Source organism: Shewanella sp. 0m-6 (genome assembly GCF_052977325.1).
Genome location: NZ_JBRIMD010000002.1, coordinates 85,684 through 103,036, shown reverse-complemented (window position 1 = coordinate 103,036; position 17,353 = coordinate 85,684). Strand labels below are relative to the sequence as shown.

At 42.1% G+C, this 17,353-nt stretch carries 9 protein-coding genes; 7 read left to right on the top strand and 2 right to left on the bottom strand.

The annotated features are described in order from the left end of the window. The first annotated feature begins 733 nt into the window (after positions 1-733). The 4 genes from ACVBJC_RS02070 to ACVBJC_RS02055 all read left to right on the top strand — a co-directional run bounded on the left by ACVBJC_RS02070 (position 734) and on the right by ACVBJC_RS02055 (position 9,762). Positions 734-1,198 (top strand): rhodanese-like domain-containing protein, encoded by a 465-nt coding sequence (locus ACVBJC_RS02070; protein WP_447159284.1) that lies wholly within the window; start codon positions 734-736, stop codon positions 1,196-1,198. A gap of 444 nt (positions 1,199-1,642) precedes the next feature. Next, positions 1,643-4,105, top strand: coding sequence for a peptidase U32 family protein (locus ACVBJC_RS02065; RefSeq protein WP_447159285.1), 2,463 nt, complete (start codon positions 1,643-1,645; stop codon positions 4,103-4,105). Between the two features lie 220 nt (positions 4,106-4,325). Further along, the gene (locus ACVBJC_RS02060; protein ID WP_447159286.1) at positions 4,326-6,965 is read left to right on the top strand and encodes a molybdopterin-dependent oxidoreductase; all 2,640 of its coding nucleotides are present in this window, start codon (positions 4,326-4,328) and stop codon (positions 6,963-6,965) included. Between the two features lie 415 nt (positions 6,966-7,380). Further along, on the top strand, positions 7,381-9,762 hold the full coding sequence (locus ACVBJC_RS02055; RefSeq protein WP_447159287.1) for an AAA family ATPase: 2,382 nt from the start codon (positions 7,381-7,383) through the stop codon (positions 9,760-9,762). A gap of 148 nt (positions 9,763-9,910) precedes the next feature. Here ACVBJC_RS02055 and ACVBJC_RS02050 read toward each other — a convergent pair whose 3' ends face one another. Beyond that, on the bottom strand, positions 9,911-10,831 hold the full coding sequence (locus ACVBJC_RS02050) for a manganese-dependent inorganic pyrophosphatase (RefSeq protein ID WP_447159288.1): 921 nt from the start codon (positions 10,829-10,831) through the stop codon (positions 9,911-9,913). A gap of 336 nt (positions 10,832-11,167) precedes the next feature. Here ACVBJC_RS02050 and ACVBJC_RS02045 point away from each other — a divergent pair, with 336 nt between their 5' ends. The 3 genes from ACVBJC_RS02045 (at position 11,168) to ACVBJC_RS02035 (ending at position 16,399) form a co-directional block, all read left to right on the top strand. Next, positions 11,168-11,503 carry a PBPRA1643 family SWIM/SEC-C metal-binding motif protein gene (locus tag ACVBJC_RS02045; protein WP_447159289.1) on the top strand — a complete coding sequence of 112 codons (336 nt, stop codon included), beginning with the start codon at positions 11,168-11,170 and terminating at the stop codon, positions 11,501-11,503. A gap of 489 nt (positions 11,504-11,992) precedes the next feature. Further along, on the top strand, positions 11,993-13,186 hold the full coding sequence (locus ACVBJC_RS02040) for an efflux RND transporter periplasmic adaptor subunit (RefSeq protein WP_447159290.1): 1,194 nt from the start codon (positions 11,993-11,995) through the stop codon (positions 13,184-13,186). 3 nt (positions 13,187-13,189) lie between these two features. Beyond that, positions 13,190-16,399 carry an efflux RND transporter permease subunit gene (locus tag ACVBJC_RS02035; RefSeq protein WP_447159291.1) on the top strand — a complete coding sequence of 1,070 codons (3,210 nt, stop codon included), beginning with the start codon at positions 13,190-13,192 and terminating at the stop codon, positions 16,397-16,399. Positions 16,400-16,627: 228 nt separating this feature from the next. Here the strand turns inward: ACVBJC_RS02035 and ACVBJC_RS02030 are convergent, their stop codons facing one another. After that, positions 16,628-17,278: a hypothetical protein gene (locus ACVBJC_RS02030; RefSeq protein WP_447159292.1), complete on the bottom strand. Its 651-nt coding sequence runs from the start codon at positions 17,276-17,278 to the stop codon at positions 16,628-16,630. Between the last annotated feature and the right edge of the window lie 75 nt (positions 17,279-17,353).

Below are 17,353 nucleotides of genomic sequence, written 5' to 3'. Positions count from 1 at the left end.
TTTTCCAAAGTTAAATGAGTCAGAGTTAAGTTCGTTCATTGGTAAATTAGTTGATTATTAAATTCCTACAGAGTTTAAATCTAGCTAGGTTTGAATTGGTCCATTGAGTTTTTACTAAACAAATCCATTTTATAAGCACGTTAAGCTTGCTCAGTGAAAGAGTTCTATGAAATATCTCTTGAATGAATTGAGTAAAAAAGCTATGCACATAATCAAGTTTAACTATTCTACTCATAAGACTATTTAGCGCGCTTAAACATCAAGCATGTTGATCTCTTTTCCCCCACATGCTTAACAAAAGCTGAGATTTATAAATAAAACATTGTAAATCAACTGTGCCGTCAATCTAGCCTGGCTATAATGCGCCGCATGCGGTAGCGACCATATCACTATGAATTTATTGACTTATATCATTGTTGTGAACCGATGAGTTCTAAATGGTGCGTCGTTAACGCCTTTTGATTTTCATTGAGATCTTATCTGCAACTTTAATGTGATTTAGTGCAAAAACTTTAGCCGCCCTGTCTATCTATAATCAGTTTGCTTCACTGTGAACTGAAGCACTGCAGCTAAGCCAAGTTCATTGCGGCCAAGTTCATTGGGCTGAATACGGTTTCAAATAAAGACTGTTTTTAATAAATACCAAATAAAAAAGATACTATTTTAACAAAACAATAGCAATGTGAGGACAAGCATATAGCTAACGCTCACAATAAAACTGGAGATAAGGTGTATGAACAAAGTGGTAAATATGACGTTATTATGTGCGCTACTAGGCCTTAGTGTACAAGCTAACGCATATGACGCTAAATTGGCGAATAGCTTTAATGACCAATTTAGCCATGCAACAGGTAAAAGCGTCGGTAAAGATATTGGATTGATTAGTGCTGAAGTCTTTGTTAAACAGTTACAAAATAACACTGGCGTTACTGCTATCGATATCCGTACCATCGAGGAGCGTCAAGTGTTCGGTCTTGCGATGAAAGATCAGCTAAATATTAGTTTAGATGAACTGTTTATCCCTGAAAATTTAGATAAAATCCCAACAGATAAGCCAGTCGTTATTGTGTGTAAATCGGGGGCGCGCGCTATGGCGGCAGGTACTGCCCTACGTCAATTAGGCTTTGATAATGTCAAAGTATTAAAAGGTGGCTATAGCAAGTTGTCTAGCTATGTCGGCCCAAATATCGCTAAGTAAATTTTCTAACGAAAAAAGCTCTTGTGGGTAAGGCTGGAAATCAGCACAGAATCTGTTATCCCCTCCTCCTTACCCTATTAGAGCCCACCTTAACTTCCACTCTGCTTTCATCTGCATGTTAAATCTTGTTTGAACTGCTTGCTAACCGAATAAGAAAGCACTCTCTATTTGCAGGCCCTTTAATCTTAGTCCCTTATCAGTGTCCATTAATCAGTGACCCCCTTTTCGGCTCACTTTTAATCTGTCCCTTTAATCAGGGCCTTCATGATCAGTGGCGATAGGGCCAACAATGGATCAATATCATAATTTAGTAAAATAAGATTGCCTGTCCTAGATCTCAGCTGTACCACACCTTACAATTCACAAAGCATCACCATACTGCACCATAACCAAGCAGTTCCCCATGAATTCTTTATCAGGAATTCAGCCATCAATAGGAATACCATGAGAAAACTTGAATTACTCGCGCCAGGTGGCGACATCGAGTCAATTAAAGCGGCTATCGTTGCCGGTGCTGACGCGGTGTACTGCGGTCTTAATAGCTTTAATGCCCGTACCCGCGCCGAGAATTTAAGTTTTGAAGATCTGTACGGTCTGCTGCGTATTGCCCACCAACATGATTGCCAACTGTTTCTAACGCTTAATATCATTGTGTTAGAAAAAGAACTGCCTGCATTACTAAAACTGCTAAATCAATTGGTTAATACCGCTATAGATGGCGTGATCGTGCAGGACCTTGGCTTATTTTACCTATTGAAACAGCACTATCCGACGTTAGACATTCATGCATCGACTCAGGTAACGACCCACAATACGGGGCAAATCGAGTTTTTGTCACGTTTAGGCGCATCAAGAGCAAACTTATCGAGAGAGCTTAATCTGACCGAAATTAAACAGCTGTCAGACAAAGCTCATGCTCTTGATATGCTCACGGAAGTCTTTGTGCATGGCTCAAATTGCATTGGCTTTTCTGGTCTGTGTTACTTTAGCTCGGCCCATGGCGGTAATTCTGGCAATCGTGGCCGTTGCAGTCAACCTTGTCGCGATCAGTATCAAACCACTGATACTGGTGCACAATATCCACTAAACCTGAAAGATAACTCAGCATTTTCAGATCTTGATGCGCTTTACGCTGCTGGCGCTGACTCGTTGAAAGTGGAAGGTAGAATTAAGAAGTCTCATTACGTGTATCGGGTGATTGATACATGGCGTAAACAGATCACAAGACTTGAGCTGCGCAGCGCTATCTCGACCGACAAATCCCCGCTATATACCGTGTTCAATCGTGACTTTTCTAATGGTTACTTACACGGCGCAGTGGGTACAAATATGTACATAGATAACCCACGCGATAACGCGGTGCAGCATTTTACTCAATTAGAAAGCCTTAGATTGCTTACCGAGAAAAGCTCTGCTGCCTCGGTGAATGTGAAAAAGGCGCTCTATGATGAAAAAACAGAAATTATTGCTACTCTTGGCGACAAAATAGCGCGACTTAGTTTAGCCAAGCCGCTTATTTCGCTAAAATTTTATGGTCAGGAAGGCCAAGCATTAGGGATAACACTCTGTGTTCGGCCTGCCAACATGCTAGACGTTGATGCTGAGCAATCTGAGGCGATACGTGAATTTAGTCTTTTATCTGACGCTGCGCTTGTTACATCTGATAAATACGGGCTAAAAGAGGAATTACTAAAACGTTTCACAAGTCTTGGTAACATTGAGTATGCCTTAGACTCTATTTGTTTCGATGATTTAGCCGCAGACTTGTTTGTGCCGTTTAAGCAGTTAACCACTATGAGGCAGCAGATAGTGACATGGTTAAATAGCGGCCGAGAGCATGTTGAGCCAGTATCTTTGCAGCAGGTTCGCCAGCAAATAAATAGTGATCTATGCATCAACAGCGTTAACGCAGCAACTAATACAACGAACACCATCGCTCAGGCACAGGTTTCACATAACGAGAACCTCACTCAGTTATCAATACTAATAGCCAATAGACGGGATCTTGCTCTGTATCGTCAATTAAAGCAGCAGATCGAACTTAAAGGGCTCCAGGTTTATTATTTAGTTCCAGATGCGATAAACGCAGAGCGCGAAAAACTCGCCCTACTGTTTTCTCAAGAACCTGAGCTTATTCCTTGGTTTGGCGCTGTTATTATGCAAACAGATTTTAATGCCGCTAAACAATTACTCGAAGAGATAAAACCTAAGTTGATCGTGACTAACAATAGTGGCGTTGGCGTTGTGGCCACAGACTTAGGTATAAATTGGGTTGCGGGCCCTTACCTTAATACCAGTAATTCGATAAGTATGTACAGCTTGCAGCAACAAGGATGCAGCGGCGCGTTTGTGTCTAATGAACTAAATAAAATACAGATAAAAGCGATTAAAGCGCCTAAAGGCTTTAAGGTGCATTACAGTCTTTTTCACCCGATAATGTTAATGACTAGCCGTCAATGCTTGTTTTTACAGTCCAGTGGTTGTGACAAAGCAGTGATGGATGATGAGTGCTTAACGGTTTGTAAGAAAACCAGTTCACTGACTAATGTAAAGGGGGTTGATTTTGTGATAGACAAGAAGCGCCGTGAGCATAATGCCTTGTATGGCAGTCAACACTTCTTTAATCCACAGATCTTGACTGAGCTATCAGGTTACTTTGATAGCGTTATGCTGGATTTACGCGCGATTGTAACTAATAGCCAATTACAGCAAAATCAGTTTGATACTGTAATCAAGTTAACTCAGTTTCTATCATCGCAAGCACTATCAAGCCCAGGGTTATCAAACCAAAAGTTATCAAGCTCGAAGTTATCAACAAAAGAGGTATCAAGTCCAAATTTATCAAGCACTGAGTTTACAAACCTTGTTAGCAATACTACCAACGTTCAATACTTAAAAGGTCTGTAAGGCAACCTGAATAAGCTCTTAGCAGTTGGAGTTAGGAGCTTAAAGATAACGTCATCTCACTTAAGGATTTTTTCACAAAGCGCTATCGTTATTGATGTAGGGCAAAGACATGAATAGTTACGTGATATTTAATCCTAGCTAGCTTGTCAAAATAGCGGTTATGTACCATAACCAATAGCATGTTCCTCTACAATCTTCCATAAGTGAGAGCCTGACTGATATGACATTCTCTAGACGCACCTTCCTTAAATCTGCACTCGCAAGCACCGTTGCAGCGCAAGGGCTTACCTTGTTTCCTGCAGGCAAAGTATTTGCAGATGACACTCAATCGATCCCCCATGCCAGCCATTATGGCCCCTTCAATGCTATCGTCAAAGAAGGCGTTCTGATCGGCGTACAGCCATTGAAAGACATAGATGCTTTCCCGACCAAGATGCTATTAGAAGGGATCTTAAGCCGAACTTACAGCGACACTAGGGTTAAATACCCGATGGTGCGTAAATCCTATTTTGAAAATCCATTAGGCGATCATAAACCACACCTTAGAGGCAAAGAGCCTTTTATCCGTGTGGACTGGAACACCGCTATGGCCATGGTCAGTACTGCGATTGCCAATACGATAGCCAAGCATGGTAACCAAGCGATTTTTAGTTCTTCTTATGGCGGTTGGTCCCATGCTGGTTTAATGAGGCCACAAACATTACAAGGCCGGTTTTTTAACTTAATTGGTGGCCAAAGTGCTTGTAGCGGAGATTACAGCGCGGGGGCGTCTGAAGTAATATTGCCTCATGTAATAGGCGATATGGAGGTTTATTCCCCTCAAACAGCATGGCAAGTTATCGAAGATAATACAGAACTGATGTTATTGGTTGGCTGTGACCCATATAAAACAAATCGGATTGAGTTTAGGGTTGCTGATCATGCTATGCATAAACACTGGCAAGCCTTTGCTGAAAAAGGGATTGAGTTTATTTCGATAAACCCGCAACAAACTCAAACAGATAAAGCCATGGGTAGCGAGATGATCAATATTCGCCCCAATACAGATGTCGCACTGTTTACCGCTATGTCGTTCCATATTTACCAATCCGATTTGTATGATAAGGCTTATCTAGACAAATATACGGTCGGCTTTGACCGGTACCTTAACTATCTCAAAGGGGTTGATGACAATACACCTAAAACCCCTGAATGGGCGGAGGAAATTACAGGAGTCAGTGCTAAACAAATTCGTAAACTAGCAGAACAGGTGGTAAAAAAGCGCACGCAGATCTGTGCCGGTTGGTCACTGCAGCGAGCGCAACATGGAGAGATGATCCACTGGGCGATTATTAACTTTGCGGCTATGGCAGGTAAAATAGGTAAACCGGGTGAAGGCGCAGGCTTCAGCTGGCATTATGGTAACGGTGGGATGCCACAGTCAGGCAAAAAAATGCCTGCGGGTCTATCGCAAGGGCGTAACCCTATAACTGCACGTTGCCCTGTGGTACTTATTTCTGACATGCTGAATAATCCTGGGAGCAACTACACTCGTAATGGTCAAACCCTGAAATTCCCTAACGCCAAGCTTATCTATAATGCAGGGAATAATTTGCTGTCCCACCAGCAAAATACCAATGAACTCATTCAAGCACTTAACAACAACGTGGAAACCATCATTAATCAAGATCCATGGTGGTGTGCCTCCTCACTGTATGCCGATATTGTACTCCCCAGCACGACAACGCTCGAACGCAATGATATTAGCTCTGGTGGAACCTATTCTAACAATAAGATCTATGCCATGAAACAGGTCATCAAGCCTGTAGGCGAAAGTTGGAATGACTATGAGATCTTTTCGGCATTGGCAAAAATATTTAATGTCCAGCAACAATTCACAGAAAATAAGACCTTTATGCAGCACCTTAAAGATGCATACGCGGCATCTGATGCGAGCGAAAGCTTTGACAGTTTCTGGCTTAAAGGTGTAACCCATCTCAGTACCCCAAAAACGGCCAATGACTGGGTTAGACACCGCGATTTTTACCTTGATCCGGCTAAACATCCATTACATACCCCTTCAGGTAAAATTGAGCTTTATTGTGAGCAGATAGAGTCTTATCACTTACCCGACTGCCCGCCCATGCCTGAATGGATCCCTCCTGCCGAGTGGCTAGGAAATGCCAAACCTGATCAAGTCCATGTATTGAGCCCACATCCATGGATGCGCCTTCATTCCCAAATGGCAAATGCTGACGTTAATCGTTATGAGTCTGTTGATGGCCGTCAATTTGCGTTAATTAATAAAGATGATGCGGCGCACCGTGGCATTAAAGATGGGGATTTGATTGAAGTATACAATGAACGCGGTGCGTTATTAGCGGGAGCAAAAATAGCTGACAATGTGATGCCCGGCGTTATTTATATCCATGAAGGAGCCTGGCTGCAACTGGATAAAAAAGGTCGCTGTAATTCAGGTTCGATTAACATGCTAACCTCTGCTCGGCCATCAAGTGGACTCAGTCAAGGAACGAGTGCGAATACCTGTTTGGCAGCCTTTAAAAAGTGTTTAGATCCCGAATCCCCGAATAAGGCTTACCAGGCTCCCAAAATTGAAACACTTAAGCAGCCCTTCGACATTAAAAGCTTGGGACTTGCAGCGGCTCTAAAATCAATAAAATCTGTGAAACAGCAAGTTCAGAGTAAAGGTGAAAAAATCTTCTACCATGCATGTACCATGTGTCATGCGGCGCCAAACCCTGCCGATCATAGCTATAAACAGTGGCAAGGTATCACTCGTAGTATGTTCCCAAGAGCAGGATTAAACCCTGATGAACAGGCTGAAGTGCTAAAGTTTTTACAACAGCATGCTAAACAATAAAACGGTTTAAGTTTATGATTATGTTTAAGTGCCTGAACGGATAGTCTGATGTGATGCACGTAGAGCCCTCTTATAAATTGAGGGCTTTTTCTTTTTGTCGTAAAATTTTCTTTCTTGTCGTAAAAAGTGTCATTAATTGTCTCTTAAGCTCATCATAATCCTCGTCATAAACCACTTAACAAACTAAGTCATAAAAGATAAGTACGTTTATGCCCTATAGCGACAAAGTCTTTGAAATAGTCACCTTTTTTAAAAGTATTTCGCTGAAAAAAGTCATCGCAACACCGTTATGGTTATAAAATCGGCAGTCAAGACCATTTTTCGCTCAATATTTGGCCTAAAGGTAAATAATTGCAGAAATATGCGATTTAACTGTATAGAGTAAAAATATTGACCGTCATTAAGAGGACGTATTATGCCAATAAAACCTCTCAGCAGTACCAAGCTTTATCGCGTATCGGCGCTTAACAAGCTCTCTTCAGACTGCAAGTCGACAAAACACCTCGAACCATTAGACCAAATTGTGGGTCAAGCCCGCGCTCAACAAGCGGTAGAGTTTGCGCTTTCTATGAAAGAGAAAGGCTACAATATTTATGCGCTTGGTCGCAATGGCCTAGGCAAACGCACCATGGTGCTGCGCCATCTAAACCGTCAAGCACCCAATAGTAACGGCCGCACCTTATACGATTGGTGTTATGTGGTAAATTTTGACGATACTCGTAGCCCCAAGGTGCTTAAGTTACCTGCAGGTATGGGCTTATGCTTTAAAAAAGATATTGAAAAGCTCATGTCAAAACTGCTAAAGGCATTGCCTTTAGCATTTGATAATGAGATGTACTATAGCCGCGCTGACAAATTAAAGAATCAGCTTGCAGCCAAACAGGAAGAAGCCTTGCTCTTGCTGACAGAAGAGGCGAAGAGTCATTCTGTAGGACTCTCGATTTCCCCTCAAGGTAATTATGAGTTGGTAGCATTAAACGGTGACGAGCCCCACACCGAAGAAAGCTACTTGGCGTTATCGGCCAAAGAGCAAGATGTGATGCAAGATGCGATTTCTGCACTTGAAGCACAGCTGCGTGGCATCGTAAGACAAATAACCATTTGGGAAGAGGAGTATTCTGAGAAGCAGCAAAAACATGATGAACAAGTTGCTGAAGAAGTCCTAACCCACAGCCTTACTGCGTTAAAAGAGCAATATAAAGACCAAGCGAATGTAAAAGCCTACATTAAGGCGATGCATAAAGACATCATTGATAATCTGGATATCTTCCTAGAAGAAAGTGAAGAGCAAGCTGCCCTCGCCTATGCCTCAATGAGCAAGAAAATGCCAAGGCGTTATCAGATCAATGTACTGGTGTCGCAAGCGTCACAATTGCAGCCGATTATTGTTGAGGAAACCCCCAACTATCACACCATTTTTGGCTACGTAGAAAATGCGACCTATAAAGGTACCGTTTTCACTGACTTTTCACTGATCCGCCCAGGTAGCTTGCATAAGGCGAATGGCGGCGTGCTTATGATTGATGCGGTTAAAGTGCTTGAGCACCCTTATGTATGGGACGGACTTAAGCGTGCGCTGCGTTCTCGCAAATTGAGTTTGACCTCACTGGAACGTGAAGTCACCTTATCTGGGACGATATCTCTGGATCCTGAAGCGATCCCCTTAGATGTTAAGATCATTTTGTTTGGGGATTTTGCGACATATAAACTATTACAACAGTATGACGCCGAGTTTACTGAGTTGTTTAGGGTTACAGCTGATTTTGAAGATAGAATGCCACGTAGCGATGATTCTGAGGCCCATTACGCCCAGTTCATCTCGAGCATAGTACACAGCAATAAAATGCTGCACTGTGATAAAAAAGCGATTGGACGTGTAATCGAATTCAGTTCTCGCCAAGCCGATGATCAAAATATGTTATCACTGCACTCCGTCGATATTGCCAATCTATTACGAGAAGCAAATTATTGCGCGCGTTCAGTTAACTCAAACATGATTAGAGTCTGCCATGTAGAGCAAGCGTTAGCGAATAAAGAAAAACGGATCTGCCGCGCAAAAGATGACTTTATGCAAAGCTTTGTTAATGGCACTACCCTAATTGATACTCAAGGAGAAACCGTTGGCCAAGTGAATGGCTTATCGGTGATGTCGACCTCCGATTACCAATTTGGTGCCCCTAGCCGGATCACCGCGACGACCGCTTTTGGTGAGGGTCGAGTTTTCGATATCGAGCGCAAAGTAGAGTTAAGTGGCAGCATTCACTCTAAAGGCGTAATGATTTTATCCGCATATATCGCATCGATTTTAGGCAAGACAGATAAAATTCCGTTGTCGACGCATCTTACCTTTGAACAGTCCTATGGCGGTGTAGATGGTGACAGTGCTACCATGGCAGAGTTGTGTGCCATGCTATCTTCTTTTTCAGGGGTTGCGCTACGTCAGGATATTGCGATAACAGGTTCGATGAATCAGTTTGGTGAATCTCAGCCGATTGGTGGCGTTAACGAGAAAATTGAAGGCTTCTTTGACGTGTGTAAAATCAAAGGCCGTAAAGATACGCAAGGCGTCATTATTCCCAAGTCAAATATCCATAACTTAATGTTACGCCGAGACATAGTTGACGCGGTGGAAAAAGGAAAATTCCACATTTGGGCAATCAGTCATGTAGAGCAAGCAGTAGAATTACTGACAGGGACTAAACTCGGTAAAATAAATACCAAAGGTGAATATACCAAGGGTAGCATTTTAGGCTTATCCCAATTAAGGCTAGATAAGTTACGTGAAAAAGTTACGTGAAAATGACACTAAAAAGTAATGGCTAATTCATCCGCATTTTATGAAATGTGTAGCTAACAAAAAGGCCGAACTCAATGTTCGGCCTTTTTTGTCAACCTATTTTAGGACTGACAGCATTTTAAGACTAGACAGAACTTGCTAGTAGAGACTAGGCAAACACATCTTGCAATGGAGGCACGATTTGCTTCTTACGGCTTAATACCCCATCTAACCATACTTTACTGTTTTGTGACTCACAGTTATAAGCCGATTCGATTTTTGCTAAATCGTCACTGACAATAAGCATCTCAGAACCTTCTCTCATGATGTCGGTCAGTAATAATAGAACGCTGTGACGATTACCTTCTGCTTTTAGTGCCGCAATATCAGCTTCAAGTTCAGCTTTAATCTCGTCAAATACAGCAAGGTCAATCACTTCAAGCTGACCGATCCCCACTAGGTTACCGTTCATGTTGAAATCTTTAAAGTCACGCATAACAAGATCACGAGCAGGCGTGCCTTCTACAGCAGATTTCACTTTAAACATTTCCATGCCTAATGCTTTAACATCTTCAATACCAGCGATTTCAGCTAATGCTTCAACACACTTAATGTCAGCGGTTGTACAAGTTGGTGACTTGAAGATAACCGTGTCACTTAAGATGGCACAAAGCATAATGCCTGCGATCTCTTTTGAGATCTCAACGTTGTAGAAGTCATACATCATCTTAATGATGGTGTTACTACAACCTACAGGGCGGATCCAGCACTCTAAAGGTGTTGAAGTCGTTAAGTCACCCAACTTATGGTGATCAACAATACCAACAATCGTCGCTTGCTCGATATCATCTGGTGCTTGAGTTAGCTCAGAATGGTCAACGATATACACTTCTTCGCCAGCGTAGCTGGTTTTAAATTCTGGTGCTTCGAAACCGAATTTTTCTAAAATGAAAGCTGTTTCAGGTGATAACTCACCTAAACGAGTGGCAACTGATGCTTCACCAATTTGGTTTCTTAGGTGCGCAAGTGCAATAGCACCACAAATTGAATCTGAATCTGGGATTTTGTGGCCCACAACATAAACTGGCATATATAAAGCTCTCCTTTAATTTGCCGCGATTTTAACAAAGTTTTTCACGATGCGGAAATACCAAAAGGTCGCAGATGCAAATCAATTGGTCAAAAATCACGATTTAAGCCGTTTTAACGCGTAATCAGCCGAAATAGCAAGCCATTGACGCCTACTTATTTAGACCAATCCTATAACGTGCAGTTCTCAAATGAGTTAAGAACGATACTGAAAACCGTGAATATGGCGCATTTTTAGATAAAATTGCCGTCTAGATTAGACTTCGATACCACTGAGTCCATTTTTATAGTATAAGCTTGCGTAAATTTATCTTTATCAAAATTGAGCGCCATAGCTATGTCAGACAAATTCTTCTTTAAAGGGCGTAAAACCCCAAAGCCTAAGCACGAAAGCTATGGTTACAACACTAAACGTGAAGTTAAAATCGGTACTGAAGTAAACCCTTTAGTACTTATGGTTCAAAATGCTGAGCGTGAAGCTGAAATCACCCAGTTACTCAGCGATAATGAGCTGGTGGGCTTAATTACGGTTGATGCAACCCAGGATGAAAACGTCGTTCAACTGATGGGGCTGCTCAATAAGCCACAGACAACTCGTTTTGAAAAAGTACCTAATCGTAACGACGCTTGTGTTTGTGGAAGCGGCAAGAAATATAAGAAATGTTGCGGTTAACATCGTAAAATTCAAAGCAGTGCATGTCGCACTGCTTTTTTGTATGTAATGCCCTTTCAAATCCCCTCATGCCCTTCTTTCTACCCAGCGCAGATAATCAATCTAGCTTCTATTCAGTTTCTAAATCCAAATGGTTTGAGTTATAAACAGTTTTTTTACATTTTTGCCGATTCAAAAATAAAGCGTTTTTATCGATTCTGGATCAACAATAGCCAATTACATCCCACCAGCCAAAAAATCTTCCATTTAAATACAGAGACTTGCACTAAAGCCAAATACGATATCAATAAACTAAACGCCTATGCGTAATTCATAGCGTATTCATAAATGTTAATTTTAGTTACACACGTTTACACAATCATACTGTTACATTTCGCCAGTTCCATTAACATGTATTCAAAATTCTAAATAGATTACTCATCTTTATTTTTTAAACACCAATAAAGATGGGTATTGAGTGCAAAATTGCTTCAACAAGAGGACGTGTTTGTGGCTACTAAAAAACAGATCATTTTACCAATGGTTGTCATTGCCGTTGGCGTGGCAGGGTTTATTGGCATCTCGGCATTAAAAAAGCCCCCTGAAGAAAAGGAAGAGCTTGATACCACTCCCCTAGTATCAATTCAGTCAGTTGAAATCAACCCGATGAGTTTTGCTGTTACTTCATATGGAGTGGTGAATGCCAAGTACGAAACAGAATTAGTCTCACAAGTGAATGGTGAAATTGTTTACCTATCAGATAAATTTGTCCGCGGTGGCTTTGTCAAAAAAGGCGATGTTCTCGCAAAAATCGACCCAAGTGATTATGAAGCTGCGCTTATTGATGCTAAAGCCAGTATGGCGTCAGCAAGAGCGACACTGGTACAAGAAAAAGCATTTGGTAAAGTTGCAGCCGAAGAATGGAAGCGCATTGAAAATGGTGTACCCACTGAGCTGAGTTTGCGTAAGCCACAGCTTGCCCAAGAAGTGGCTAAGTTAAACTCTTCGGAAGCGGGCCTAAAACGGGCTAACCGCAACCTTGAGCGTACCATCATTAAAGCCCCTTACGATGCCTTAATAGAGGCTAGAAATATTGGTTTAGGTTCTTATGTCAGCATGGGGACTCCCCTTGGTAAAGTATTGAGTACAGCGCATGCAGAAGTGCGCTTACCGATTGCCGACAAAGAGCTGCAGTTTTTAGATAGCAAAGGTAAAGGTGCTGAAGTTATGTTAACTGGTGAGTTTGCCGGACAAACAACACAGTGGCCTGCGACAATAGTGAGAAGCGAGGGCGTAATTGATAGCCGTAGCCGTATGACCTATTTAGTTGCTGAAGTGGCAGATCCTTATGGGCTTAACTCGAACAACAATGAACTGCGTTACGGCACCTATGTGACGGCCAATATTGATGGTAGCCATGCAGGTCAAGTCGCTGAAGTACCACGTCATTTAGTTATCAATAATCAAATTGCAATACTCGATGATGAAGGCAAACTTAGATATAAAGACATTACTATTTTGCGTCAAATAGGCGCTAAAGTTATTGTATCTGCGGGATTAGAAGCAGGTATGAATGTCATCACCTCAGCCCTTGATTACCCGATTGAAGGCATGCAGCTCGCCTTACCAGAAGATAAAGCCTTATCTGAGGATGAACCTACCGCTCCACAAGCTGCCCAGATAGCGATGGAAGATGAGGAATAATTCATGATCGATACCAATAAAGGCATTATCGCTTGGTTTGCGCGTAACAGTGTAGCTGCTAACTTATTGATGATTATCATTATCATAGGCGGCTTACTTACCGCTAACACGATTCGTAAGCAGTTCTTCCCAGCCGTTGAGATCAATTGGTTAGAATTCAACGCGGTCTACCCCGGCGCAGCACCACAAGAGGTAGAAGAAGGGATCACCATTAAGATTGAGGAAGCACTGGAAAGTGTGCAGGGCCTTAAGCGAGTGATCACCTATTCTAACCGTAATGTCTCTTCAGGCTATTTCCGTGTAGAAGACTCTTATGATCCACAGGTGGTACTGGAGGAGGTAAAATCAGAAATTGATTCGATCTCAAGTTTCCCCGATGGCATGGAGCGCCCCAAAGTTGAGCGTATAAAACTTCGCCAAGAAGTGATGTATATGAGCCTCTATGGTGATTTATCCCAACGACAACTAAAAGACTTGGGTGAAAAAATTCACGATGAGCTTTTACAATTACCACTGGTTAATATCACGGATTTCTATGGCGGACTTGGCTATGAGATTGCCATTGAAGTCAGTAAAGATAGATTACGAGAGTTTGGTTTAAGTTTTAATGATGTCGCCGAAGCGGTTCGTGGTTATTCGCGTAACATGTCAGCTGGACAGATAAGGGCCGAGAACGGTTATATTAACTTACGCGTTCAAAATCAGGCCTATGTCGGCTATGAGTTTGAAAGCTTGCCGTTAATCACCCTTGAAGATGGTACCACTTTGCTGTTAGGCGATGTGGCAAACGTAATCGACGGTTTTGAAGAAGGTATTCAATACTCTAAATTTAACGGTAAAAACTCAGTTACTTTCTTTATTGGCGCCGCTAACGATCAGAGCTTAACCGATGTTGCTGACGTCGTTAAGGCTTACATTAGCGATAAACAGAAAGTGTTGCCTCAAGGGGTTAAATTAGAGCCTTGGGTCGATATGACCTATTACCTTGAAGGTCGCTTAAACCTCATGCTCGACAGCATGAAAAGTGGTGCCATATTAGTCTTTATATTACTAGCACTATTTTTACGAGTGAGACTGGCATTTTGGGTGATGATGGGTTTACCTGTTTGTTTCTTAGGCACCTTACTCTTTATGCCTATGGGTATGATTGATGTCACGATTAATGTCATCAGCCTATTCGCTTTCATTTTAGTGCTCGGTATTGTCGTCGATGATGCCATCGTCATGGGCGAAAGTGCTCACGCCGAATGCGAAGAAAAAGGCCAAAGCTTAGATAATGTTATTCGTGGCGTAAAGCGGGTTGCTATGCCAGCTACCTTTGGTGTGTTAACCACCATTGCAGCATTTTTACCTATTACACTCGACGACGGTCCCTCTTCTGCATTTGGCCAGGCTATCGGCTTTGTGGTGATCTTATGTCTTATCTTTTCGTTAGTAGAATCTAAGCTTATCTTGCCCGCGCATTTGGCACGTATGAAGCAAAAAACTATCGTTAAACCAGGATCAAAGAATCCGATTGACTGGCTACGTATCGTGGTTAACTTTTTACAAGGGAAAGTTGATACCGGCCTTAAAACCCTAATCACTCACTATTACCGCCCTTCTCTTGAAGTTGCTGTTAAGTATCGCTACACAGTCATTATGGTTTTCTTCAGTCTGATCCTAATTTGTGCAGGTCTTTATTCAGGTGGCTTAATTCGTTTTATTGGCCAACCTAAGATCCCGCATGACTTTCCTCGGATCACTTTTGAGATGAATATTGATGCGTCTGAAACAGCGACATTATCAGCAGCCTTATCTATTGAAGAAGCATTGAGAAACGTTGATAGCAAGCTTGAGCAACAATATGGGCAAAAGATGATATCAGACATGCAAGTCGAACTTCGTGGCCGCACGTCGGCACAAGTGATGACTAAGCTGGTTGATCCAGAAATTCGTCCAATCGATACCTTTGCGGTGGCAGAGCTATGGCGCCAGAATATGCCATTAATCCCCGGCATGAAGTCTTTTACTATCCAGGATAACCTATTTGGTGGAGGTCGCGATGATGGCGATATTAGCTTCAGACTTGAAGGTAAGGATGATGCGCAGTTAGTCGCAGCAGCAAAAGAGCTCAAAGCAAAATTGAATACCCTTAAAGGTGTGGGTGACGTTAATGACAGCCGTCAGTCCAGCGCTAAAGAGATCCAATTTGAATTAAAGCCTCTTGCTCATAGTTTAGGCTTAACGCTTGCCGATATTGCGCGTCAGGTCGGTAATAGTTTTTATGGCCTTGAAGCTCAGCGGATCTTACGTAATGGCGAAGAGATTAAAGTCATGCTGCGTTATCCTGAAGAGCAGCGTAACTCCATCGCGCAGGTATCAGATGTAAACATAAAAACTCCACAAGGGGCTGAGATCCCATTGTCTGAAGTTGCAGAAATAGTTGTAACGGATGGCGTTAACAGTATTCGCCGTGAAAATGGCAACCGAACAATTAATGTTTGGGGTTCAGTAGATGCAGATCAAGCAGAGCCCTTTAAACTTGCTAAAGATATTCGAGATAACTATTTACCAGAGTTATTAAAGAAGTATCCAAGGGTTAAGAGTGAGGTGTCTGGTAATATCCAGGAGCAACTAGATAGTGCTGATACTCAGTTACGAGACTTCTTAATCTCTATGCTGGTGATTTACAGCCTATTAGCCGTACCGTTAAAGTCATATTCTCAGCCAATCATGATCATGTCGGTGATCCCTTTTGGTGTCATTGGCTCTGTCCTTGGGCATATGCTTTTAGGACTCGATCTCAGTGCCCTTTCAGTATTTGGTATTATTGCGGCAGCAGGTGTTGTGGTGAACGACTCGCTGGTGATGGTTGATTACATCAATAAATCACGGGAATCTGGTATTGCGATGAAACTATCGGTACTCGAAGCGGGTTGTCGCCGTTTTAGAGCCATTTTATTGACCTCTCTCACGACCTTTATCGGTTTAGTGCCCATCATGACTGAAACCAGTATGCAGGCGCAGATGGTGATCCCTATGGCTGTATCATTAGCCTTTGGTGTGCTGTTTGCCACTGTTGTGACATTAGTATTAATCCCGTGCTTGTACGTGACGATTGAGGACATTAAACGATTAATTGGCAGCAAATCTCGTGTGCAAGAACCTGTTGACGGGGTGATTGATACGCCAACCATTAGCGGCACATCTAAATTAACTGAACAGAGTTAGCAACTGAGCAATCTTGGTTAATTAGCAATGATGTTCAATCTGCGACGAAAAATGACTAAGCCCCTACCCTAAGGGGCTTTTATTTGATTGTTGAAATTGGATAAGAATTAAACCTGTTAAATAATACGAGATATCAACAATTCATCTCATGCTTATCTTAACTCTGTATCAATCTTTTTTTTGAGCGTCCCCCCCCCCCCCCAGAAACATCATCACTTAATAAAACCATTACCACAGTATTGGTTGTAAGAACTCATAGAAAAATGTATACGAATACAGCAGGTTGTCACTGCTATTTATCAGTTCAAATGAATATACTTGATGGTTAAACCAAACCATCATGATTAATGACAGAATGTACATCAGCAACAAACTAAGATTAGTGTGTTTATGAAATGGCGATCGAACAAGAGTAACAATTGGGCCTACATATATTGCCGCAACCCAGGCTAATGATCCGAGAATAAGAATTGATTTCCGAAACATTGCTATTTGTTGCTCTAACGAGGGCAATTGTTTCACCACCAGCCAAAACTCCTGGTTTAAAGGTGAGAAAAAGCCTGTTACGGTATTTGCTAGGCCTAAATACATCAATATATCGCCAACAATAAAAGACCAATGGTCGCAGGTGCCAGTCTCGTCTATCGCAGAAGAACTGATAAAAGCAACCAAAGATAATAACGAAAAAGCTAATGCAATAAATAGCGCCATATCGGCTCGAAAATGTATCGCATGTTCAAGTCCAGGAACGGAGATCCCGCCCGCCATTTCAACTAACTCTGATATTTGGAAGGATACGATGGCAATATTGAAACCAACAACCGTTAAACGAGCGCGCATTACGTTAATCGCAATACGTATAGGAGGTTCTTGAGTCATTATAGCTCTCTAGGAATGGAATTAATTATACTGACAATAGAGCCTTAGCAAGGCTGGTTAACCACTGCTAAGGCG

Excerpts from the sequence above, each read along its gene's own strand:
- ACVBJC_RS02070 (WP_447159284.1), top strand. The coding sequence starts at position 734 with ATGAACAAAGTGGTAAATATGACGTTATTATGTGCGCTACTAGGCCTT.
- ACVBJC_RS02065 (WP_447159285.1), top strand. The coding sequence starts at position 1,643 with ATGAGAAAACTTGAATTACTCGCGCCAGGTGGCGACATCGAGTCAATT.
- ACVBJC_RS02060 (WP_447159286.1), top strand. The coding sequence starts at position 4,326 with ATGACATTCTCTAGACGCACCTTCCTTAAATCTGCACTCGCAAGCACC.
- ACVBJC_RS02055 (WP_447159287.1), top strand. The coding sequence starts at position 7,381 with ATGCCAATAAAACCTCTCAGCAGTACCAAGCTTTATCGCGTATCGGCG.
- ACVBJC_RS02050 (WP_447159288.1), bottom strand. The coding sequence starts at position 10,831 with ATGCCAGTTTATGTTGTGGGCCACAAAATCCCAGATTCAGATTCAATT.
- ACVBJC_RS02045 (WP_447159289.1), top strand. The coding sequence starts at position 11,168 with ATGTCAGACAAATTCTTCTTTAAAGGGCGTAAAACCCCAAAGCCTAAG.
- ACVBJC_RS02035 (WP_447159291.1), top strand. The coding sequence starts at position 13,190 with ATGATCGATACCAATAAAGGCATTATCGCTTGGTTTGCGCGTAACAGT.
- ACVBJC_RS02030 (WP_447159292.1), bottom strand. The coding sequence starts at position 17,278 with ATGACTCAAGAACCTCCTATACGTATTGCGATTAACGTAATGCGCGCT.